Raw genomic sequence first — 20,873 nt, forward strand, 5'->3', positions numbered from 1 at the left:
CGCGGTGCGAAGCGCTGCGCGGCATGCGGCTTCGGCAAGTCCGGCTAGCCGAGCTTGCCGGCCAGGCCCACCACCACGGGTCCCGTCAAAGGCAACAGGATGTTGGAGAGCGCGTAGGTGATCGTGTAGCCGATCACCGGCGTCGAATTGCCGGCCACGCCAACGAGCGCGCTGATCGCCGGCGTACTGCACTGCTGGCCCGCGATCGCGCCAAGCAGCATCGGCGCTTCGAGCTTCAGCAGCGCATGCCCGATCCATAGCGACAGCAGGCCCGGCACGAGCACCATCAGGATGCCGGCGAGCGGCAGCGCGAGTCCGTATTCGCGCACGAGCTTGATCGCGTCGGGCCCGGCCGACAGCCCGACCGCTGCGATGAACGTCGCGAGTCCGAAATCCTTGATGATCTGCGCGGCCGCCGACGGCAGCGAGCCGACGAGCGGATGGCGCGAGCGCACCCAGCCGAACAGCAGCCCCGACAGCAGACAGCCGCCGCCCGTGCCGAGCGCGAGCGTCACGCCGCCGATCGTGCCGCCGAGCCGCCCGATCGCCATACCGACCAGCACGCCGAGGCCGAGATAGACGAAGTCGGTCTTCTCGGTCGGCGGCAATACGTAGCCGAGCCGCTTCGCACCGCGCTCGACGTCGGCTTTCGCGCCGACCAGCGTCAGCACGTCGCCGCGATGCAGCTCGGTGCCGGGCAGCGCGGGAATCGTCGATTCGAGCCGCGTGATCGCGGCGACATAAACGCCGCGCGCGTTTTCCGGCTTCGCCTGCGCGCGCAGCTGCGCGACCGTCATCCCGCTGACGTCGGGCCGCGTCAGCACCACGTTGAGCCGTTGCGCGAACACCTGGCCGAAATCGGCGCCAAGCACCTCTTCGCCGAGGCTCGCTGACGCCGCGACGACCGTGGCGCGCCGCCCAGCGACTAGTACGACATCGCCGGCCGCAAGCCGCGTCTCCATGGCGACCGGCAGGTCCGCGCCGTGGCGCTCGATCTGCTCGACGGTCAGGTTGTAGCCGTATTGCTCCTCGAGCCCCCGCACCGTCAGGCCAGCGGCGTCGCCGATGCGAAACGCCCGGCCGACGAGTGCCGGCGCGGCCGCCCTCTGCCCTTCGCTGAACGCGCCCTCGCCGCCGAGCTTGCGCCACACGCGCTCGGCTTCTTCGCGCAGATTGACGCGCAGCATCAGCGGTGCGAACTGGCTCGTAAACAGTACAATCGTGATCAGGCCGAACAGGTAGCTGACGCTGTAAGCGGTCACGATATTGGCCTGCAGACGCTGCGTGGCCGCGTCGCCGAGACCGAGCCTGGCGATCGCCTCGGACGCGGTGCCGATCACCGCCGACTCGGTCGCCGCGCCGGCGAGCAGCCCGGCCGCGGTGCCGACATCGAGCCGCATCACGCGGACCGCGATCATGATCAGCGCCAGCACCGAGACGATTTCGATCAGCGACAGCACCCCATAGCGCCAGCCGCGCCCGATGTTCGCGAAAAACTGCGGCCCGCCGGTAAAGCCGAGCGCGAAGATGAACAGTGCGAACGCGATGTTCTTCAGGTCGGGCGCGATGCGCGCGCCGCTCTGCCCGAGCACGAGCGCGACGATCAGCGTGCCGCACACGCCGCCGAGCTGAATCGGGCCGATATGAAACGAGCCAATGAAATAGCCAATGGCGAGACACGCGAAAAGCGCGATTTCGGGTTGCGATCTCAGCAATTCACCGATCATGTTGGCTCGCCGATTTACAGGTTGATTAAAGAAAAACAGAACACCAACCGCTCGAAAACCGAATCAACCCGTCCGACAGAAGGTGACGCGATGGTGACGTCGCGCGCGCAACAAGCGCGATGCACGGCACATCAAATGGCCGATAGCGGGAAGCAGAAAAACACAGCTATGAAAGGAGAACCACGCGATGGGTGCCGGAAGAGCCGCACAGCGGGGCACCAGGACGCCCGGACGCACGCACCGCCTGGCGATACCGGCGGTGAAATGATTTCCCGAACGCTCGACAGTTACTCTTTCATCGCGAAGTCGCCTAACATCGTGAAAAGGATAATCTGCTGTTTGGCCAGTTTCTTGCAGCATGTTTGTACATGCTTTGTTCGGAATGCTCGTTATTTAATATTGCAGTTCCGCACCCCTGTCAATGTTATTTTTTGCGAGAAACCGACTTCCCGAAACACGTCTAAAGCACGCTTCTTCGGAGCCCGATATGCGCACGATCCTGTTCAGCAGTCGTCAATACGACGTCGATACATTCACCGAGGCCAATGCCGCGCATCGCTATGAACTGCATTTCCAGGAATCCCCTCTCGACAGCGAGACCGCGATCCTCGCGCATGGCTACGACGTGGTCTGCCCGTTCGTCAACGACAGCGTCGACGCCGCCACGCTCGAACGGCTTCATGCGGGCGGCACGCGCATGATCGCGCTGCGCTCGGCGGGCTTCAATCACGTCGACCTCGCGGCGGCCGAGCGGCTCGGCATGCCGGTCGCACGCGTGCCGGCCTACTCGCCGTACGCGGTCGCCGAACATGCGGCCGGGCTGATTCTCGCGCTGAACCGGCGCCTGCCGCGCGCGGTCGCGCGCACGCGCGAAGGCGACTTCTCGCTGCATGGGCTGCTCGGCTTCGACCTGCATGGCAAGACGGTCGGCGTGATCGGCGCGGGCATCATCGGCCGGGTGTTCGCGCGCATCATGGCGGGCTTCGGCATGCAGGTGCTCGCCTACGATCCGGGGCCGCCGGCCGACGAACTGCTCGCGCTCGGCGCGCGCTACGTGCCGCTCGATACCTTGCTCGCCGAATCGGACGTCGTCAGTCTGCATTGCCCGCTGTTGCCCGACACCTATCACCTGATCGACCGCGCCGCGCTGGCGAAGATGAAGCGCGGCGCGATGCTGATCAACACCGGGCGCGGCGGGCTCGTCGAGGCGAACGCACTGATCGGCGCGTTGAAGGACGGCCAGCTCGGCCATCTCGGGCTCGACGTCTACGAGGAAGAAGGCGGCATCTTCTTCGAGGATCATTCGAATCTGCCGCTACAGGACGACGTGCTCGCGCGTCTGTTGATGTTTCCGAACGTGATCGTCACCGCGCACCAGGCGTTCTTCACGCGCGAGGCGATGACCGAGATCGCGCAGACCACGCTCGCGAACATCGCGGCGTGGCAGGCGGGCACGCCGCGCAACGTCGTGCAGGCGGGGTAGCCGTGATAACCGTGGCGTACGCGAATTGCCGCGGACCGCGAAAGTTAGACGTCGCTGTCGCTGCCCGACTGGGTCGCGCGAATCGCGGTGCGGGCATCATCGGCCGCGCCGCACAGCTCACGCAGCAATCCCGCCTCGCGCTCGTGCACTTCGACCGGACACCAGCGCGCCCCCGCCTCGGCCAGATAGCGCGCGCGATGCTGGCCGTTGCGAAACGCCACCACCCCCTCGCGCTCGATGCCGACCCAGCCGAGCAATCCCGGCGCGCGACGCGTGGAGATCGTCACGTACGGCATCTGCGGAATACGCGGGCTGTCGGGATCGAGAAACTCGCGAATGCCGCGGACCTTGCCCGAGTGCCATTCGGCGACCGGCTTCAGCACGTAATCGGTGTTGTCGCGATCCGCGCACACGAGCAGCTTGCGCAGATCGACGAGCACGACCTGGTGACGTGTGCCGTCGGTGACGAAGACGCGCTTCAGGCGCACATGGTCGTACCACGAGTGGGCCTGCAACGGCACGACCCACACCGTTCCGGCGCAGGCTGGCGCGGCGGCCGGCGATGAATTGGGCAAAGGCAAGGACAAAGGTAGGCTCGGCAAGCTGGCGACAGGACGCCAGCGCATCAATAGAGCGCTAACGCTACGAGCCGGATGTGATGGAAACATGACAACTCACCGGATTAATTACGCTGCATGAGCGTGCTGTAACACTGCCGGATCAACAGGCCAGCAGCGACCTTCAGGTACCCTCAAGGTACATAACGATGATAGCCAACCAATATTTCAATAACCATGTGCGAATCGAGTCGAATGACGGCAACGGCGTCGCTACGATCGTGCTGGAGAGGCCCGCGCAGCGCAACGCGGTCGATCGCCAGGTGGCCGATGCGTTGAGCGCCGCGTTCAGCCGCTTCGAGGCGGAGCCCGCGTGGCGCGCGGCCGTGCTGTTCGGCGCGGGCGGCACGTTTTGCGCGGGCGCAGACCTCAGCGCGCTTGCCGACGACGCGCGCCGCAACGAGTTGCATGCGGACGGCAGCGGCCCCGGTCCAATGGGACCGACGCGCATGCATTTCAGCAAACCGGTGATCGCCGCGATCGCCGGCTATGCGGTGGCGGGTGGGCTCGAGCTTGCCGCGATGTGCGACCTGCGCGTCGTCGAGGAAGATGCGGTGCTCGGCGTGTTCTGCCGGCGTGTCGGCATTCCGCTGATCGACGGCGGCACGATCCGGCTGCCGCGACTGATCGGTCTGTCGCGTGCGCTCGATCTGATCCTGACCGGCCGCGCGGTCGATGCGCGCGAGGCGCTTTCGTTTGGGCTCGCCAACCGCGTGGTGCCGAAGGGCGAAGCGCGCGCGGCTGCCGAGCAACTCGCCGCGGAACTCGCCGCGTTTCCGCAGGCGGCGCTGCTCGCCGATCGTCGCTCCGCGCTCGAGAACAGCACGCTGGACGATCTCGCCGAGGCATTGCGCCGCGAAGGCGCGGGCGGCTACGCGGCGGTCTTCGCCGAGGGGCGTGGCGGGCGCGGCGCGTTTTGCGTCCGGCGCGGGCCGTCATGGCGACACGTTCGACGCGGATCGCGGATAAGACGGCGCCGCGCGATCGGTGAGAGGTTTGCAATCGCCGGTCGCGACACCCCCGCGCGCACGAGACCTGGGTTACCCGAAACGAACAGGAGGAAGTGCGATGGCGACGATCTACCGGGAAATCGCCGTGGCAACCACCGCGGCCGATGCGTGGTCCGCGCTGCGCGATCCCGCCGGGGTCGCCCGCGTATTCGCGGGCGTGCTGATCGCGGCGCGCATGGAAGGCGACCTGCGCTGGGTCACCTTCGCCGACGGCACCGTGGTCGAGGAACGCGTGATTGCCGTCGACGATGCCCACATGCGGCTCGCCTACTCGGTGGGCGGCGGGCGCTTCGAGCATCATCATGCGACGCTGCAGGTCGTGGCCGACACGTCCGCACATTGCCGCGTGATCTGGATCGCCGACTTCAAGCCCGACGATCGCAGCAACGTGGTCGAAGCGCTGACGGATGCGGGCTGCGCGGCACTCGGGCGCAACCTCGCGCGGCGCTGAACGCCGCCCGGCGCCTCGGGCTCCCGCCGCCGCGTTCCACAAAAAACAACAGCTTTCCGGACAGCCTGCAAGCCAGATTTGGCTTAGGTAGAATCCCCTACTGTTTTTTCCCTATCCGGCGCCAGCGTTTCCGCCTTCGGAATCGCCCGCCCGGCGCCCGTTGTTCGCGCCGCTTCACGCGTCACACCCCATCATCGCCATGCCATTGCCTCTGCTTGCCCTTGCCGTTGCCGCGTTTGGAATCGGTACCACCGAGTTCGTCATCATGGGCCTGTTGCCCGATGTCGCGCGCGATCTGTCCGTGTCGATTCCGGCGGCTGGCATGCTGGTGTCCGCGTATGCGCTCGGCGTCACGATCGGCGCGCCGATCGTCGCGATCGCGGTTGCCAACATGCCGCGCAAAAAGGCCCTGATGAGCCTGATCGGCGTGTTCATCGTCGGCAATCTGCTGTGCGCGATCGCGCCCGGCTACGCGGTGCTGATGGCCGCGCGCATCGTCACCGCGTTCTGCCACGGCGCGTTTTTCGGCATCGGCTCGGTGGTCGCGGCCGGGCTCGTCGCGCCGAATCGCCGCGCGCAGGCAATCGCGCTGATGTTCACCGGCCTCACGCTCGCCAACGTCCTCGGCGTGCCGCTCGGCACCGCGCTCGGCCAGGCGGTCGGCTGGCGCGCTACTTTCTGGGCCGTGACCGGCATCGGCGTGCTGGCGGCGGCCGCGCTCGCGGTGTGCCTGCCCGCGAAGATCGAGATGCACAAGGCGAGCCTCGTGCGCGAATTCAGCGTGCTGAAGAACCCGCAGGTGCTGATGGTGCTCGGTATCAGCGTGTTCGCGTCGGCGAGCCTGTTTTCGACCTTCACCTACATCACGCCGATTCTCGAAGACGTGACCGGCTTCACGCCGCACGCGGTCACCCTGGTGCTGCTCTTGTTCGGCCTCGGCCTGACGGTCGGCAGCACGCTCGGCGGCAAGCTCGCGGACTGGCGGCTGATGCCCTCGCTGGTCGCGTTCCTGATGGCGATCGTCGTGATCCTGTGCGTGTTCGCGGGCACGATGCACGCGCGCACTCCGGCGATGCTGACCGTGTTCGTGTGGGGGGTGCTCGCATTCGCGATCGTGCCGCCGCTGCAGATGCTGATCGTCGATCGGGCGAGCCACGCGCCGAATCTGGCGTCGACGCTGAATCAGGGGGCGTTCAACCTCGGCAACGCGACCGGCGCATGGCTCGGCGGCATGGCGATCGGCGCCGGCGCGCCGCTGACGACGCTGCCGTGGGTCGGCGTCGCGACCGCGCTCGGCGCGCTGTTGTTGACGTTGTGGTCGGTGTCGATCGAGCGGCGGGTGGCGGTGGCGGGGTGAGCTTGCCGGCTCGAAGTCATGGTTCGAGAGAGCGATTACACCGTTCTGCACTTTGCCTATAAACCTCTTCGATGAAGCATCCCACCGTCTACACGAGTCCCCCTGCCACCGGCGTTTCTGCCATCGTGCGGTGGGATGAACAAAGCTCCACGCTGACCTGTGAGGTCAAATATCCACCTTTGCCTTCGCCGCCGGAACCGCAAAACAATCTCAGCGACTTGCTGGATGCGCGCTTCCGCATTGGCGCGCCCTCTTGTGTCCTCACGGCGGGCACCTTGTCGATGCTTGTCGATCAGCATCGCCGGTTGATCGGATTGGACTTTTACACGAATCCCGAGCGATGGACCGTCCGCACGTCCGAACTCGCAGACCCAACCGACGAAACTCCGCACATCGAGTCAGAATTCGACGCGCACGGACATGCGCACGACATGGGAGCGCCAGAGGTCTTTTACGAGCCTCGCGACGGCACCCTTTATCTGTCGTGGGGTACCGTGTCTCACTGGTACGGTATTGCGTCAGCGCTCGCGATCGGCGTCGATGAGGACAAGCGCCTCACGCAGATCCGGCTGCGCGGCGCTCGCGTTTCTGGCGGCGGCGTGGTGGGAGCGTCGGCGGATCGCGCTGCGGGCGCCGAGTTGACGAATAGACGCTAATTGCTGGCTTTTACGATCTATACGCAGGGTGATAATCTCAACCCACGTTGCGCGGACACTCGACAAACGGCCCATATTTCGTGGCGCCGCCGCAAGCAACGGGGAGTCCGCCATGGTCTCGATGCGCCTGTTGCTCCGTGCCAGCCTGTTGGGCACGGCGATCGCGGTAGCCGCGATCGTCGCGGCGAACTGTGGAGGCGGGGGAGGCGGAAACAGCAGTGCCCCGACGGGCTCGAGCGTCGGCGCCGGCGGTAGCGGCGCGTCCGGCGCATCGGCCCCGGCCGCAGCGAGCGGCGGCGGCACCACCAGCGGTGGCACCACGAGCGGCGGCACCACCACCGGTAGCACCGGCGGCTCGGGCAGCGGCTCGGGCGCCCCGATGGGCGGCACATCGGCGGCAGCCGTGCGCGACGTGCTCACCTATCACGACGACATCGCGCGCACCGGCCAGAACCTCGGCGAAACCACGCTGACGCCCGCCAACGTGGCGGCTTCGACCTTCGGCAAGGTCGGCTTCTTTAGCGTCGACGGCAAGGTCGACGCGCAGCCGCTATTCGTCGCTGCGCAGGCGATCGCGGGCGGCACGCACAACGTGCTGTACGTCGCGACCGAGAACGACAGTGTGTACGCATTCGATGCCGACACCGGCGCGACCCTGTGGCAGGTGCGCACACTCGGCACCGGCGAAACCCCGAGCGACGACCTCGGCTGCAGCCAGATCGTGAACACCATCGGCATCACCGCGACACCGGTGATCGACCGTTCGCGCGGCACGCACGGCACGATCTACGTCGTCGCGATGTCGAAGGACGCGGCCGGCGGCTACCATCATCGCATTCACGCGCTCGACCTCGCGACCGGCGCCGAGCTGCTGAACGGTCCCACCGAAGTCGCCGCCTCTTACCCGGGCAGCGGCGCGGGTAATACGAACGGCGTCGTGCCGTTCACCACGTCGTTGTACGCGGAGCGCGCGGGGCTGCTATTGCTCGGCAACACGGTCTACACGACGTGGACCTCGCACTGCGACGACGGCGGCTATACGGGCTGGATCATGGGCTACGGCGCCGACACCTTGCAGCAGACCACCGTGCTCAACCTGACGCCTAACGGCATCGGCGGCGCAATCTGGATGAGCGGCGCGGGACCGGCGTCGGACGGCTCGTCGATCTATCTGCTCGATGCCAACGGCACGTTCGACACGACGATGACGTCGAGCGGCTTCCCCGCCAGCAAGGATCTCGGCAATACGTTCCTGAAGCTCGGCACGGCGGGAGGCCTGTCGGTGGCGGACTACTTCGCGATGACGAACGTCGTGCAGGAGGCCCACGACGACATCGACCTCGGCTCCGGCGGCGCACTGGTGCTGCCGGACCTGACCGACGCGAACGGCACCGTACAGCATCTGACGCTCGGCGCGGGCAAGGACAGCACCATCTACGTGCTGAATCGCGACTCGATGGGCAAGTTCAACCCGGCGGCCGACAACATCTATCAGGAGATTCCCGCGCAGCTGGCCGGCGGCGAGTTCGGCATGCCCGCCTATTTCAACGGGCGCGTGTATTTCGGCTCGGTCGGCGATCATCTGAAGGCGTTCACCGTGACCAACGCGAAGCTGTCGATCACACCGACCGCGCAAAGCGCGATGACGTTCGCCTATCCCGGGACGACGCCGAGCATCTCGGCGAACGGCACCACGAACGGCATCGTGTGGGCCGCCGAAAACGGCACCGTCGCGGCCTTGCATGCGTTCGACCCGAGCACGCTCAACGAGCTGTACAACAGCAACCAGATGGGCACGCGCGATCAGTTCGGCACGGGCAACAAGTTCATCACACCATTGATCGCAAACGGCAAGGTGTATGTCGGCACGACGAATGGGGTGGCCGTATTCGGGTTGCTGGGTGGGTGAAGCGGACGACGCGCCGATTCATTTCGACCCGGTACGCCCAGGGTCTCGCACAAACGACGAGGGCCGGCATACCGCGCCGGCCCTCGCTCATCGTGACTGCCGCGCGCTCACCCTCGCGCCGGCAGAATCTCTGCGGCACACGCGCCGAACCCCACGCGATACCCGTCGCCCTGGCACCAGCCGACGAGCGTCAACTCATCGCCGTCCTCGATGAACGTGCGCGTGCCGCCCTCCTTCAACGCCAGCGGCTTCTTGCCGTTCCACGTCAGCTCCAGCAGGCTGCCGTACGAATCCTCGGTCGGCCCGCTGATCGTCCCCGAGCCCATCAGGTCGCCCACCCGCGTATTGCAGCCCGCCACCGTGTGATGCGCGAGCTGCTGCGCCATCGTCCAGTACATGTATTTGAAGTTGGTCCGCGCGATCGTGCTCGCTTGCCGCGCGGGTTGCGCGCGCAATGTCACTTCGAGGTGAATGTCGAACGCATGCTTTCCTCGATGCCGCAGATAGGCGAGCGGCTCCGGCTCCTGCACCGGCTGCGCGACGCGGAAGGGTTCGAGCGCATCGAGCGTGACGACCCACGGTGAGATCGTCGTCGCGAAGGTCTTCGCATTGAATGGGCCGAGCGGCACGTATTCCCATTGCTGGATGTCGCGCGCGCTCCAGTCGTTCAGCAGCACCATGCCGAAAATGTGCGCCTCCGCGTCCTCGCACGCGATCGGCTCGCCCAGCGCATTGCCGCCGCCGATGATGAAACCCGTCTCCAGTTCGATATCGAGCTTGCGGCTCGCGCCGAACACCGGACGCTCCTGGTCGGGCAACTTCAGCTGACCATTCGGACGACGCACCGGCGTCCCGCTCACGACCACCGACGATGCCCGTCCGTTGTAGCCGATCGGCATCTCCGACCAGTTCGGCAGCAGCGCATTCTTCGGATCGCGGAACATCGCGCCGACATTGGTCGCGTGTTCCTTCGATGAATAGAAATCCGTGTAGCCCGGAATCTGCACCGGCAGATGCAGACGCGCATCGGCCGCGCGCACGAGCACCTTCGCGCGCAACGCGGCATCGTCGCGCAGCGTCGCGGTGTCGCGCGCGAGCAGTTGGCTCAGCTGGATACGCACGCTGCGCCACACGTCGCGGCCAAGTGCGATGAAATCGTTCAGCGCATCGCGCGCGAACACGTTGTGCGCCGGCACGTTCAGCAGACCCGCGGCCTGCAACGCGGCGAGATCGACGATCTGATCGCCGATCGCGACGCCCACGCGACGCGCGTCGTTGCCACGGTCGCTGAAAATGCCGAACGGCAGGTTCTGGATCGGGAAGTCGCCAGCCGGGTCGTTGGCCGACTCGATCCAGCTCTTGCGCGACGCATCGAGCGTCGCCTGGAGATCGTTCACCGCGTTCATCGTTGCTCCGGATTGAAGTGTTTCTTGAGGCCTTGCCAGCACTCGTAGTAACGCGCCTGCAGTTGCGCGGTTTCGAGCGCGAAGCGCGTCGGCTTGATCAGCGTGCGGGCCTCGAACATGAAGGCCATCGTGTCGTCGACCTTCTTCGGCACCGAGGTATCGAGATGCGACGCCTTCTCGAACGTGTCCGCGTCCGGGCCGTGGCCCGTCATGCAGTTGTGCAGGCTCGCGCCGCCGGGCACGAAGCCCTCGGCCTTCGCGTCGTAGACGCCATGCACGAGGCCCATGAACTCGCTCGCGACGTTGCGATGGAACCAGGGCGGCCGGAACGTATCTTCGGCGGCGAGCCAGCGCGGCGGGAAGATCACGAAGTCGATCGTATCGACGCCCGGCGTGTCGCTTTGCGATTGCAGCACGAGGAAGATCGACGGATCCGGATGGTCGAAGCTGATCGAGCCGATCGTGTTGAAGCGGCGCAGGTCGTATTTGTACGGCGCATAGTTGCCGTGCCATGCGACCACGTCGAGCGGCGAATGGCCGATGTCCGCGCGCCACAGATTGCCGTTCATCTTCGCGACGAGTTCGAATGCGCCTTCGCGGTCTTCGTATGCGGCGTGCGGCGTCAGGAAATCGCGCGGATTCGCGAGACCGTTGGAGCCGATCGGCCCCAGTTCCGGCAGACGCAGCAGCGCGCCGAAGTTCTCGCAGATATACCCGCGCGCACTGCCGTCCGGCAGGCTGACCGCGAAGCGCACGCCGCGCGGAATCACCGCGATCTCGAACGGCTCGACATCGACGCGGCCCATTTCGGTCGCGATATGCAGGCGCCCCTGTTGCGGCACGACCAGCAGTTCGCCGTCGGCGCTGTAGAAGAAGCGATCGTGCATCGAGCGGTTCGCCGCGTACAGATGGATCGCGCAACCGCTCATCGCTTCGGCCGAGCCGTTGCCCGCCATCGTGACCCAGCCGTCGATGAAATCGGTCGGTTCGCTCGGCATCGGCAGGGGGTCCCAGCGCAGCTGGTTCGGCGGCGTCGGCGGCACCTCGGCGAAGTTCGCGACGAGCCGCTCCGACGGCATCGACGTGAACGGTTTGTGCATGGCTGCCGGACGAATCCGGTACAGCCACGAGCGACGGTTGTGACCGCGTGGCGCCGTAAACGCCGTGCCCGAAATCTGTTCGGCATACAAACCATAGGCCGCGCGTTGCGGCGAATTGCGGCCGGTCGGCAGCGCGCCCGGCAATGCCTCGGTCGCGAATTCATTCGCGAAACCCGACTGATAGCCGGGCTCGATTTCAGGCCGCAGGCGTTCGTCGGCCGGCGTACGTGTTGGGGTATCCATACAAGGTTCTCCGCGAGTTGCCCGATTCTTTCCCGGTTGATAGGTGATCTTTGCAGTCAGGCTCAGGCCGGCTCCGCTTCGGCCGCGCGGTTGGGTTGCCGCGTCGCACCGCCGAGCACGACCACCAGCAGCGCCGAGCACAGCACCGGCAGCGCCGCCGCATGAAACAGCGCGGCATTCGACCAGTTCAACGCGATCAGCATTGAGTCGTCCCCTCCGGCTGGCTAAAATCGCATTTTACGAATAGTAAAACGAATTACGAATAGTGAAACTAACGTATACCCTTGGAAACACGCCCGCGAACCTCGTCCTTCCGCGCTCAGCCCCGGCCGATAAGCGTGAGACCAATAACGATATGAGCATTTTGTTAATCTGCGCAGGGCGCGTACTGCTACCATCAATGAATGCGGCCATCGCGTCGCGCTGCCACGCGCCCGGTGCGCGTTCATCGTCGCCTTTCATTTGCCTTCATGATTTCGCCGACCATCCCCGATCTGATCGCCCGCGCCGCTCATCACCCGTTTCTCGGCGAGCATCTGGCAATGGGACAAGGCGGGCGCGCCGGCATCGCGCTCGCACATTTCGACGGCATCGAGCTTACGAGTGCCTACGAGCCGATCTTCGACATCAGCGTGCATGGGCTTGCGCAGTCGCTGTCATGCGGCGCGGAAGGGGTCGACCGCTTCGGTGATGAACTCGGCTTTCAGGCGGTCACGCACCGGCTCGACGCGCCGCCATTCGAGGTGTTCGATCCGTTCGACAACATCGCCGACGATCAGCAGCTGGTCGCGCTAGACCGCATGTCGCGCGCGCTGCACGCAATCAACTTCTTCGGCCCGCAGCGGCATGGATTGCTGTTTCTGCGGGTGCACGAGAGGCTGTTGAAGAGCGTGAAGTACGACCACGGCCGGCATTTTTCGAGCGTGCTGACCTCGTTCAATTTGAGTCCGGCGCGCATCGTGATCGAGTTGCCGGCGGCGGCGGTCGCACACAAGACGTTCCTGGGCTATCTGACGCGCAGCTATCAGCACTATGGGTTCAAGGTGGCGGGCAATCTGTCGAACGCGGGGCAGATCCTGTCGGTATCCGAAACCGCGCGGCTCGACTTCATCAAGATGGATGCGGCGGCCGCATTGCGCGACGCGACCGTGAAGCCGCTCGTCGGCTACGCGGGCCGGCTGCGGGTGCCGCTGATTTTCAATCGCGTGACGGATGAGGCGCAATTCTCCGCGCTACAGCAGTACGACGTGCGGTTCGTGCAAGGGCCATTATTCAACGCGCATTATCACGACCGGGCGGCGTGACACGGTGTGGGCCCGGTTAGTCGGGGCGCCCCGGCATTAGCTCAGCCCGGCTCCCCCAGCCGCGCCGCGAGCGCCTTCAGGCGCGGCGCGACATTCTCGCGAAACACTTCCTCCCCCATCGACGACGCCGGCCCGCTGCAGCTGAGCACGAGCCAGCGGTTTTCGCGCGGCTCGCGAAACGGCACCGCGACTGCGTTCACGTCGTCATGCCACGCACGAAACGAGTAGCAGCATCGCTCGGTCGCGAACGCGGCGATCTCCTGTTCGGCTTCGGCGACGAGCATCGCCCCCACTCTGCCAGCCGCTTTTTTCAGTTCCGCGAGTAACGCGGTACGCGCGTCGGGCGGCTGCACGGCGAGATAGGCGCGGCCCATCGAGCTCGTCAGCATCGACAGTTTCGAGCCGGATGCGAGGCCGAGCGTCAATGCGGTTTCGCTGCGAATCGTCTCCAGATACACCATGTCGAGCCCGTCCCGGCACCCGAGCGAGACCGCCGCGCCGACCTCGCGCGCCAGGCTGCGCAGGTGCGGGCGTGCCAGTTCGAGCATGTCGGTGCCCGACAGCAGCGCGAAACCGAGCGACAGCACGCCCGCGTCGAGCGCATATTTGCCGTGTCTCTCGTCCAGCCGCAGATAGCCGAGCACGGTCAGCGTGTAGGCGAGCCGGTTCACGGTTGCCTTCGGCAAACCCGTGCGTTCGACGAAATCCCGATTGCCGAGCATCGTCTCGCCTGGCCGGAACGCGCGCAACAGGTCCAGCCCGCGAGCAAGGGCGACGACGAATTTGCGTTCGTCGAGCGAAGCGGAGAAAGTGGATGGCGGCGTCATAGGGTGATACACTCGGGCGTCATTTGCAAAACATTGTTTCGCAAAGCGGAACTCTAGTCAAGCTGGTTCTGAGCGAGAAATCAGGAGATACGTCATGGCCGTAGCCGCGCAGTTTCACTGGGAAGACCCGTTGCTGCTGGATCAGCAGCTCACCGAAGACGAACGTATGGTGCGCGATGCCGCTGCGGCTTACTCGCAGGACAAACTGCTGCCGCGCGTGCTGGAGGCGTTCCGCCATGAAAAGACCGATATCGGGATCTTTCGCGAAATGGGCGAGCTTGGCCTGCTCGGTCCGACGATTCCCGAACAGTATGGGGGCCCCGGTCTGAACTATGTCGCGTACGGGCTGATCGCGCGTGAAGTGGAACGCGTCGACTCCGGCTATCGCTCGATGATGTCGGTGCAGTCGTCACTGGTGATGGTGCCGATCTACGAATTCGGCTCGGACGCGCAGAAGGAAAAATATCTGCCGAAGCTCGCGCGCGGCGAGTGGATCGGCTGCTTCGGCCTGACCGAGCCGAACCACGGCTCCGATCCGGGCAGCATGGTCACGCGCGCGAAGAAGGTCGATGGCGGCTACTCGTTGTCGGGCTCGAAAATGTGGATCACCAATTCGCCGATCGCCAACGTGTTCGTCGTGTGGGCGAAGCTCGAGGAAGACGGCAAGGACAACATCCGCGGCTTCATTCTCGAGAAGGGCTGGAAGGGTCTGTCGGCACCGGCGATCCACGGCAAGGTGGGTCTGCGAGCGTCGATCACCGGCGAAATCGTGCTCGACGAAGCGTTCGTGCCGGAAGAGAACATCATGCCGGGTGTCAGCGGCCTGCGCGGTCCGTTCACGTGTCTGAACTCGGCGCGCTACGGCATCGCCTGGGGCGCGCTCGGCGCGGCCGAAGCGTGCTGGCACATCGCGCGTCAGTACGTGCTCGATCGCAAGCAATTTGGCCGGCCGCTCGCCGCGAACCAGCTGATCCAGAAGAAGCTCGCCGACATGCAGACCGAGATCACGCTCGGGCTGCAAGGCGTACTGCGCCTCGGCCGCATGAAGGACGAAGGCACGGCCGCGGTCGAAATCACCTCGATCATGAAGCGCAATTCGTGCGGCAAAGCGCTCGACATCGCCCGCCTCGCGCGCGACATGCTCGGCGGCAACGGCATTTCGGACGAGTTCGGCGTCGCGCGTCATCTGGTGAACCTCGAGGTCGTCAACACCTACGAAGGCACCCACGACGTTCACGCGCTGATCCTCGGCCGTGCGCAGACCGGTATTCAGGCGTTCTTCTGATTCCGATGCTGGTGTATCGATAATGCCAAAAAGCCGGTTCCTTCGAACCGGCTTTTTGGTTCATGCCGCGCCCCTTACCGGTTCGGCTGCGGCGTCAGGCGCAGGTACGGACGCAACGCCTTGTAGCCCTTCGGGAATTTCTGCTTGATGACTTCCTCGTCCTTCAGCGACGGCACGATCACGACGTCATCGCCCTGCTTCCAGTTGCCCGGCGTCGCGACCGAGTGACTGTCGGTCAGTTGCAGCGAATCGATCACGCGCAGCACTTCGTCGAAGTTGCGGCCGGTGCTCGCCGGGTACGTGATGATCAGACGCACCTTCCGGTTCGGATCGGTGACGAACAGCGAGCGCACCGTGAACGTTTCGTTCGCGTTCGGGTGAATCATGTCGTACAGCCCGGAGACCTTGCGATCGCCGTCCGCGAGAATCGGAAAACTGACGTTGGCGGCCTGCGTCTCGTTGATGTCCTTGATCCACTCCCTGTGCGACTCCGCGCTGTCGACCGACAACGCGATCGTCTTCACGTTGCGCTTTTCGAACTCGCCCGCGAGCTTCGCGCTCAGGCCCAGCTCGGTCGTGCAGACCGGCGTGAAGTCGGCCGGATGCGAGAACAGCACGCCCCAGCTATTGCCGAGCCACTCGTGAAACCTGATGCGGCCAATGCTCGACTCCTGTTCGAAATCCGGCGCAATGTCGCCAAGACGTAGACTCATAGTGCATCTCCTGTAGGTCTTCGGAAGGTATCGGGATAAGGTCGCGGGCGTGTGCCCGCGGCGGCCAGTCACGATAAAGCATAAGGCCGCGGTGGTACATGGCGAACCAACATCGCGTCAGTACTTTATGTGTTTTTGTAATTTTTTCCCGTTTGACGGAAACTTTGCGGGACAGATCAACTCAATCCAGATACCGGTCTGGAGCAGAGTGCCCTCAAACGGGTGTCTTGACGCCACGCGCTGGCGGGAACGAATCGTGCAGCGGCGGCATGCAACCGGCACTATGCTCGCCAGCGACCGTTTCTTTGGTTACGATTTACGCGTAGCGTGAGACAAAGGGAGCTGTCAATGTCGGAAGTCAACAAGGAGAGATTGATGTCGGATATCAAAACCGTCCTCGCGGACGCTGAAGACCTGCTGAAACAGGCCGCGAGCGCTACCGGCGAACGCGCGTCGGAACTGCGCGAAACCGCGCTGACGCGCCTGAAGCAGGCGAAAGAAAAGGCAGCCGACGTTCAGGTCGTGGTCGTCGAAAAAGGCAAGAAGGCCGCCCGCGCCACCGACGACTACGTGCACGAGCATCCGTGGGCGTCGATCGGCATCGCCGCGGGCATCGGCGTGGTGGTCGGTCTGCTGATCAATCGCAAGTAAAGGCCGGTGAGGCCGCCGGAGCAGGCAGGTCCGGCGCACCGGCGACACGGGCGGACCGGCGCGAGCCTCGCCGGTCCCCTTCTGCCGGCGCGCGCGCGCCGGCCAGGCCCTCACGCGCAACGCCCACAGCCATGACGACCGAAACACACTCGCAGCGCGCAGAACGCAGCCCGTTGCGCCGTATTCTCAGTTCCGTGTTTGCGATCCTGCAGACGCGGCTCGAACTGGTGGGCATCGAACTCGCCGAGGAAAAAGACCGCCTGCTCGGCGTGCTGTTTCTCGGTCTTGCCGCGATGATGCTCGCCACGATGGCCTTGATCGCGTTGACCGCACTCGTCGCCATTGCCTTCTGGGACACCTACCGATGGCAGGCGCTTGCCGGCATCACCGCGGTCTACGCGATTGCCGGGCTCGCCTGTGCGCTGAAGGCGCGCAGCGGTTTGCGCAACGCGCCGATGGTATTCGAAGCGACCATCGCGGAGTTCGAAAAGGATCGCGAAGCGTTTCGCAGCCGCGACTGATGGGAAAGTTCGTCTGCATCCGATCCATCGCCTCACCCTCACTGCCGCCGACACGCCATGAGCCCCTCCCGTCCTGATACCGCCTTTCGTAACAAGCGCCATCCGTCGAAGGATCTGAGCGCGCCGCATCTGCGGGCGCTGCGCAAGGAATTGCTGCTCGTGCGCGCGGACGTCGAGCGCGTCGAGCTTGCACAGGCCACCTTCGAACTGCGCCAGGCCGTCACGCATTTCAGCTGGCTCAGGTTCGTGATCCCCGGCTTCGGCGGCGTGCGCGTCGGTAAAGGGCCAAAGGCGAGCGTGCTCAACGCGGGCACGATCGGCGCGTTGCTCAAGCAGTACCCGTTCATCAGCTCGATCGCTTCGCTGTTGCTCGCCAAACCGCTGCGCGCGAGGGTCGTCGCGAGCGCGAAGCCCGTGCTCAAGTGGGGCAGCCTTGCGCTCGGCGCGTGGGAAGCGTTCCGGATCTGGCAACAGATGAAGAACGAGTCGGCGGCGGCGCGGGCGGCCGCGGCGGCTTCCGCTACGGCGCAGTCGCCGGCTGCGCAGGACGATTCGTTGCGAAGCGGCTATTGAGGTCGTGGCCGCTGCGAGTGGCAGCAATCTATCGGACCTCCCGCTCGCATGGTTGCGTGTGTCGGACTTCAATCACCGCTAACTGGTATTCCAGCATTCGCTGCTCGTGGGCGTCGCGCCGCTCGCATCGTTTCTATTGCCTCGCTGACCCGTCGCATCCAGCGTGAACGTGCCGCACGGGTCGTCGCGCATCGGGCCCGCTTCCGCGGGCGCCGCTTCGATCGAATAGCCGCCGTTCGTGTCGTCCGCGGGCAGCACGCGCACTCGATACACCGGGGCGCCGAACTGCGGCGCCTGATCGATACCCGCTGGCAAGGCCGGCACGCCATCGCTCGCCGCGGCCTCGACGAATTGCGCAGCCCGATATAACGCCGACGCCGCATCGATGCGATGCGTGCGCGCAATGTGGCTGCGATACGAAGGGATCGCAAACGCGGCGAGCGTGGCGGCAATCGCGAGCGCGATCACGAGTTCGAGCAGCGTGAATGCGGATGTGTTCGGCCGTTTCATACGTGTCCAGTCGGTGCGTTCCTCAGAATGGTCTTGCTGCAACGCGCCGCCAATGACGTTCGATCGCGCCATCTTCTGTCACGACCTCCATCTGCAACCAGATCTGCGACTCGCTGCTCCGCCCGAAGCCGCGCGCGGTCAGCAGATAAGCGCTGGCGTTGGGTCGACTCGCGAGACGCCAAGGCTCGATCAGGCATTGCGGCGCGCGCGATGATCCCGGCCATTGCGCCACCGGCGTGATGGCGCCTGCGTCGAACGCGGTTTCAAGCCTCCATTGAGTCGGCTCGCCGGATGTGAGCGGTGCATCGGGCGCATCGCCACTTGCCGATAGCACGTTGCGCTCGCACCAGCTCAGCGCCGAATCCGCCGCGTGGAAAGCCTGCAGATAGTCGCGCACATTGGTCGCCGCGCGAGCGGCCGCGAGCGATGTTTCGAACCATATCGCGGACGTGGCGAGCATCATGGCCGAGATCAACAGCACGATGGCTAGCACGACGCCGCGTTGATGTGCCCGTCGGGCACCGCCCTGACAATTTCGCCAACCTAAGTGTTTCGCTGTTCCGCCTGGCCCGCCGCATATGTCGTACGCACGGCCGCGTTGCGTTGCTGTGCCGCGATCCATCACGACGACACCTCCGCGCGATTCCGCAGCGCAACGCGGCGGGAAAACACCTGTCGAGGCCGCAGGTCGGTACCGAGTGTACTCACGCCATCGCAGTCGATGTACTTCGAACGCTGTCCTTGCGGCGCGCCGCGCACCAGCACGCAGACATCGACCGCAACGACGTTCGCCCATTGATCCGCCGCCACGGCCGACGCATTCACCGCATCCGCCGCGCCGTCCAGCCAGTAGCGCAACCGCACGCGCTCGACGCCTTCGATCAGCGGCTGCGCGGACCCCGCATTGCCGCTGCCCACGCAGTAAAGCTCCGGCTCGCCGGTCGAGCCGCTGACGTTGGCGAAGTAGCGATTCATCACCGGCGCGCCCTCATCGCCAAGGACCGCGTCGCTGCTTTTGACGGCCTGTCCAACACAGTCGGTAACCTGACCGCTCGACGATGGCCATGTCGATACGACGTCTGCGACGTAACGGATCGCGACGCCATCCGAGCCGGTGCTCAAGGTGGTGCAAGCGAGGCTGTCGTCGGCGCCGGTCGGGCGACCGCCCGAGCAGCCGAATAGCGCAGGCGCCGCGTTGTAGCCAATGACATTGGCAGGGACGAAGCCGGCCATCTGCAATTGCTGGCCGATCAGCATCAGCGCGGTCAAGCCCGCTTCGCGAATTCGGGTCGCGTTGCTCGCCTGCACGAACGCGTTGCGCTGCGCCGTGTAAAGGGACACGGCGCCCGCGATCACGAGCAACCCGAGCGCCATCGCGATCAGGAATTCGATTAGCGTATGACCGAGTGGGCAATGCGGCCGCTTCATTTCGCGAACGCCAACGCGACACACGACGATCCAGCCGGTGCATCGACGTCGCCGCAAGGCTCCGCCGGCTGGGCGCTCGCATCGCCCAAAGCGGGCCGGTCCCGCACGGACGCCCACGTCACGCGCGCCGCCGCGACCGCGCCGCTCTCGCCAATCGATGCGTCGCCGTGCGGCAGCAGAACGCTCGCCCAGGTGCGCCATTGATTGAGCGCGACATCGCCCGTGGAAGGCGTGCGCGTCGCTTCGGCAATCGAGTCGGCTATCCACGCGGCGCTCTCGCGCAGCGTCATCGCGCGCGCTTCGCGTGCGGTCCACACCTGAACCGCGATCAAACCCAGCGCGCTCACCGCGACCAACGCGACCGCCAGCATCACCTCGATCAACGAGCTGCCATTACATGTCGATGCGTGCACACGCAAACCGGTGTTGAATGCGGGCTGTCTCATGACGTCGCTCCGCACGCGCCCTCCGAGATCCGCGCGCGACCTCCTGCCGCGACACTGATGCAGCGCCGCCACGAGTTCCCCTGCATCGATTTCGATGGGCTTCGCGGTGCGATATCAAAACTTCGAAACGCGCCGATCAGTTGCCCAGCCGGCGGCGTGAACGTCATATCCGTCTGCACGCCGGCGATGCTCACCGCCGCGAGCGCCGGCTGCGCGCGCAACAACGACGGCTTGCCGCCACGTTCGGCGAATACGGCCCAGCCGCAGGCCCAGTCGGCGATGCCGCCGGCGCAGGCTTGGCCCGACGCGAGACAGACGCGCGCTGCATCGACGCGGCACACCGTGATGCGCGCACCGCGCCGCAGCGCCTCGCTGCGCGCGTAGGCGAACGTGGACAGCAGCGCCTTCGAGCGCGCGTCGACCTGATCGCGCATATGCCATGCGGCGAACGACGGCACCGCCATCACGGCCATCAGCATCACGAGCGCTATCACCGCCAGCGTTTCGACGAGTGTGAAACCGGCGCGCGATGGCCGGTAAATCCCCTTGAATTTCATCTGCATCCCTGAGCGTTACGAACGGATGCAGCCAATCTAGCGATTTGCGAGCGCGCCGACCATCGTCCGAATGGCCAGGTGGCATTCAGACGTTAGCGC

22 protein-coding genes and 1 pseudogene are annotated in these 20,873 nt (G+C 65.3%); 11 read left to right on the forward strand and 12 right to left on the reverse strand.

The window, feature by feature from the left end; translation table 11 throughout:
* Positions 1-44: 44 nt before the first annotated feature.
* Complete coding sequence (gene aspT / locus OKW30_RS15325) at positions 45-1,727, reverse strand: aspartate-alanine antiporter (RefSeq protein WP_429347039.1); 1,683 nt, start codon at positions 1,725-1,727, stop codon at positions 45-47.
* Positions 1,728-2,214: 487 nt separating this feature from the next.
* Here aspT and OKW30_RS15330 point away from each other — a divergent pair, with 487 nt between their 5' ends.
* Complete coding sequence (locus OKW30_RS15330) at positions 2,215-3,210, forward strand: 2-hydroxyacid dehydrogenase (RefSeq protein WP_429347040.1); 996 nt, start codon at positions 2,215-2,217, stop codon at positions 3,208-3,210.
* 44 nt (positions 3,211-3,254) lie between these two features.
* On the opposite strand, the gene OKW30_RS15335 is transcribed toward OKW30_RS15330, so the two are convergent.
* Positions 3,255-3,836, reverse strand: coding sequence for a plasmid fertility inhibition factor family protein (locus tag OKW30_RS15335; protein WP_187627347.1), 582 nt, complete (start codon positions 3,834-3,836; stop codon positions 3,255-3,257).
* Between the two features lie 140 nt (positions 3,837-3,976).
* On the opposite strand from OKW30_RS15335, the pseudogene OKW30_RS15340 reads away from it, so the two are divergent.
* From OKW30_RS15340 to OKW30_RS15360, 5 genes and pseudogenes are all read left to right on the forward strand, one after another.
* A pseudogene (locus tag OKW30_RS15340) lies at positions 3,977-4,796 on the forward strand (crotonase/enoyl-CoA hydratase family protein).
* Positions 4,797-4,895: 99 nt separating this feature from the next.
* Positions 4,896-5,288 carry an SRPBCC family protein gene (locus OKW30_RS15345; protein WP_187627345.1) on the forward strand — a complete coding sequence of 131 codons (393 nt, stop codon included), beginning with the start codon at positions 4,896-4,898 and terminating at the stop codon, positions 5,286-5,288.
* 199 nt (positions 5,289-5,487) lie between these two features.
* Positions 5,488-6,645, forward strand: a complete 1,158-nt coding sequence (locus OKW30_RS15350) for an MFS transporter (protein ID WP_090805596.1) — start codon at positions 5,488-5,490, stop codon at positions 6,643-6,645.
* A gap of 71 nt (positions 6,646-6,716) precedes the next feature.
* Positions 6,717-7,301 (forward strand): hypothetical protein, encoded by a 585-nt coding sequence (locus OKW30_RS15355; RefSeq protein WP_429347041.1) that lies wholly within the window; start codon positions 6,717-6,719, stop codon positions 7,299-7,301.
* A gap of 112 nt (positions 7,302-7,413) precedes the next feature.
* Positions 7,414-9,210, forward strand: coding sequence for a PQQ-binding-like beta-propeller repeat protein (locus tag OKW30_RS15360; RefSeq protein ID WP_429347042.1), 1,797 nt, complete (start codon positions 7,414-7,416; stop codon positions 9,208-9,210).
* Between the two features lie 107 nt (positions 9,211-9,317).
* Here OKW30_RS15360 and fahA read toward each other — a convergent pair whose 3' ends face one another.
* The 3 genes from fahA to OKW30_RS15375 form a co-directional block, all read right to left on the reverse strand.
* Complete coding sequence (fahA, locus tag OKW30_RS15365; protein ID WP_429347043.1) at positions 9,318-10,616, reverse strand: fumarylacetoacetase; 1,299 nt, start codon at positions 10,614-10,616, stop codon at positions 9,318-9,320.
* Positions 10,613-11,959, reverse strand: a complete 1,347-nt coding sequence (gene hmgA / locus OKW30_RS15370; RefSeq protein WP_429347044.1) for a homogentisate 1,2-dioxygenase — start codon at positions 11,957-11,959, stop codon at positions 10,613-10,615. Before hmgA ends, fahA begins: the two co-directional genes overlap by 4 nt.
* A gap of 62 nt (positions 11,960-12,021) precedes the next feature.
* Entirely contained in the window at positions 12,022-12,162 is a 141-nt protein-coding gene (locus OKW30_RS15375; RefSeq protein WP_184067457.1) for a hypothetical protein, read from the reverse strand.
* Positions 12,163-12,429: 267 nt separating this feature from the next.
* On the opposite strand from OKW30_RS15375, the gene OKW30_RS15380 reads away from it, so the two are divergent.
* A complete protein-coding gene (locus OKW30_RS15380; RefSeq protein WP_184067403.1) occupies positions 12,430-13,263 on the forward strand; it encodes an EAL domain-containing protein in 834 nt (277 codons plus the stop codon).
* Between the two features lie 41 nt (positions 13,264-13,304).
* Here the strand turns inward: OKW30_RS15380 and OKW30_RS15385 are convergent, their stop codons facing one another.
* The gene (locus tag OKW30_RS15385) at positions 13,305-14,090 is read right to left on the reverse strand and encodes an IclR family transcriptional regulator (RefSeq protein WP_184062238.1); all 786 of its coding nucleotides are present in this window, start codon (positions 14,088-14,090) and stop codon (positions 13,305-13,307) included.
* A 94-nt stretch (positions 14,091-14,184) separates the two neighbouring features.
* Between OKW30_RS15385 and OKW30_RS15390 the strand changes: the two genes are divergently transcribed.
* On the forward strand, positions 14,185-15,375 hold the full coding sequence (locus OKW30_RS15390; RefSeq protein ID WP_429347045.1) for an acyl-CoA dehydrogenase: 1,191 nt from the start codon (positions 14,185-14,187) through the stop codon (positions 15,373-15,375).
* Positions 15,376-15,449: 74 nt separating this feature from the next.
* Here the strand turns inward: OKW30_RS15390 and OKW30_RS15395 are convergent, their stop codons facing one another.
* On the reverse strand, positions 15,450-16,088 hold the full coding sequence (locus tag OKW30_RS15395) for a peroxiredoxin (protein ID WP_429347046.1): 639 nt from the start codon (positions 16,086-16,088) through the stop codon (positions 15,450-15,452).
* A 348-nt stretch (positions 16,089-16,436) separates the two neighbouring features.
* Here OKW30_RS15395 and OKW30_RS15400 point away from each other — a divergent pair, with 348 nt between their 5' ends.
* The 3 genes from OKW30_RS15400 (at position 16,437) to OKW30_RS15410 (ending at position 17,833) form a co-directional block, all read left to right on the forward strand.
* The gene (locus tag OKW30_RS15400) at positions 16,437-16,739 is read left to right on the forward strand and encodes a DUF883 family protein (RefSeq protein ID WP_026225611.1); all 303 of its coding nucleotides are present in this window, start codon (positions 16,437-16,439) and stop codon (positions 16,737-16,739) included.
* A gap of 131 nt (positions 16,740-16,870) precedes the next feature.
* Positions 16,871-17,260, forward strand: coding sequence for a phage holin family protein (locus OKW30_RS15405; RefSeq protein ID WP_018419515.1), 390 nt, complete (start codon positions 16,871-16,873; stop codon positions 17,258-17,260).
* A 57-nt stretch (positions 17,261-17,317) separates the two neighbouring features.
* Positions 17,318-17,833 (forward strand): DUF3318 domain-containing protein, encoded by a 516-nt coding sequence (locus OKW30_RS15410; protein ID WP_184067397.1) that lies wholly within the window; start codon positions 17,318-17,320, stop codon positions 17,831-17,833.
* A 78-nt stretch (positions 17,834-17,911) separates the two neighbouring features.
* Here the strand turns inward: OKW30_RS15410 and OKW30_RS15415 are convergent, their stop codons facing one another.
* The 5 genes from OKW30_RS15415 to OKW30_RS15435 all read right to left on the reverse strand — a co-directional run bounded on the left by OKW30_RS15415 (position 17,912) and on the right by OKW30_RS15435 (position 20,780).
* On the reverse strand, positions 17,912-18,343 hold the full coding sequence (locus OKW30_RS15415) for a type IV pilin protein (RefSeq protein WP_184034346.1): 432 nt from the start codon (positions 18,341-18,343) through the stop codon (positions 17,912-17,914).
* 22 nt (positions 18,344-18,365) lie between these two features.
* Positions 18,366-18,836, reverse strand: a complete 471-nt coding sequence (locus OKW30_RS15420) for a pilus assembly PilX family protein (RefSeq protein ID WP_184067394.1) — start codon at positions 18,834-18,836, stop codon at positions 18,366-18,368.
* Positions 18,837-18,964: 128 nt separating this feature from the next.
* A complete protein-coding gene (locus OKW30_RS15425) occupies positions 18,965-19,771 on the reverse strand; it encodes a PilW family protein (protein WP_429347047.1) in 807 nt (268 codons plus the stop codon).
* The gene (locus OKW30_RS15430) at positions 19,768-20,217 is read right to left on the reverse strand and encodes a type IV pilus modification PilV family protein (protein ID WP_184067388.1); all 450 of its coding nucleotides are present in this window, start codon (positions 20,215-20,217) and stop codon (positions 19,768-19,770) included. Before OKW30_RS15430 ends, OKW30_RS15425 begins: the two co-directional genes overlap by 4 nt.
* Positions 20,214-20,780 (reverse strand): GspH/FimT family pseudopilin, encoded by a 567-nt coding sequence (locus tag OKW30_RS15435; RefSeq protein WP_184067385.1) that lies wholly within the window; start codon positions 20,778-20,780, stop codon positions 20,214-20,216. The genes OKW30_RS15430 and OKW30_RS15435 overlap by 4 nt, the downstream gene beginning before the upstream one ends.
* Positions 20,781-20,873: the final 93 nt, after the last annotated feature.

This window comes from Paraburkholderia sp. Clong3, assembly GCF_050436485.1.
Taxonomy (GTDB): domain Bacteria; phylum Pseudomonadota; class Gammaproteobacteria; order Burkholderiales; family Burkholderiaceae; genus Paraburkholderia; species Paraburkholderia tuberum.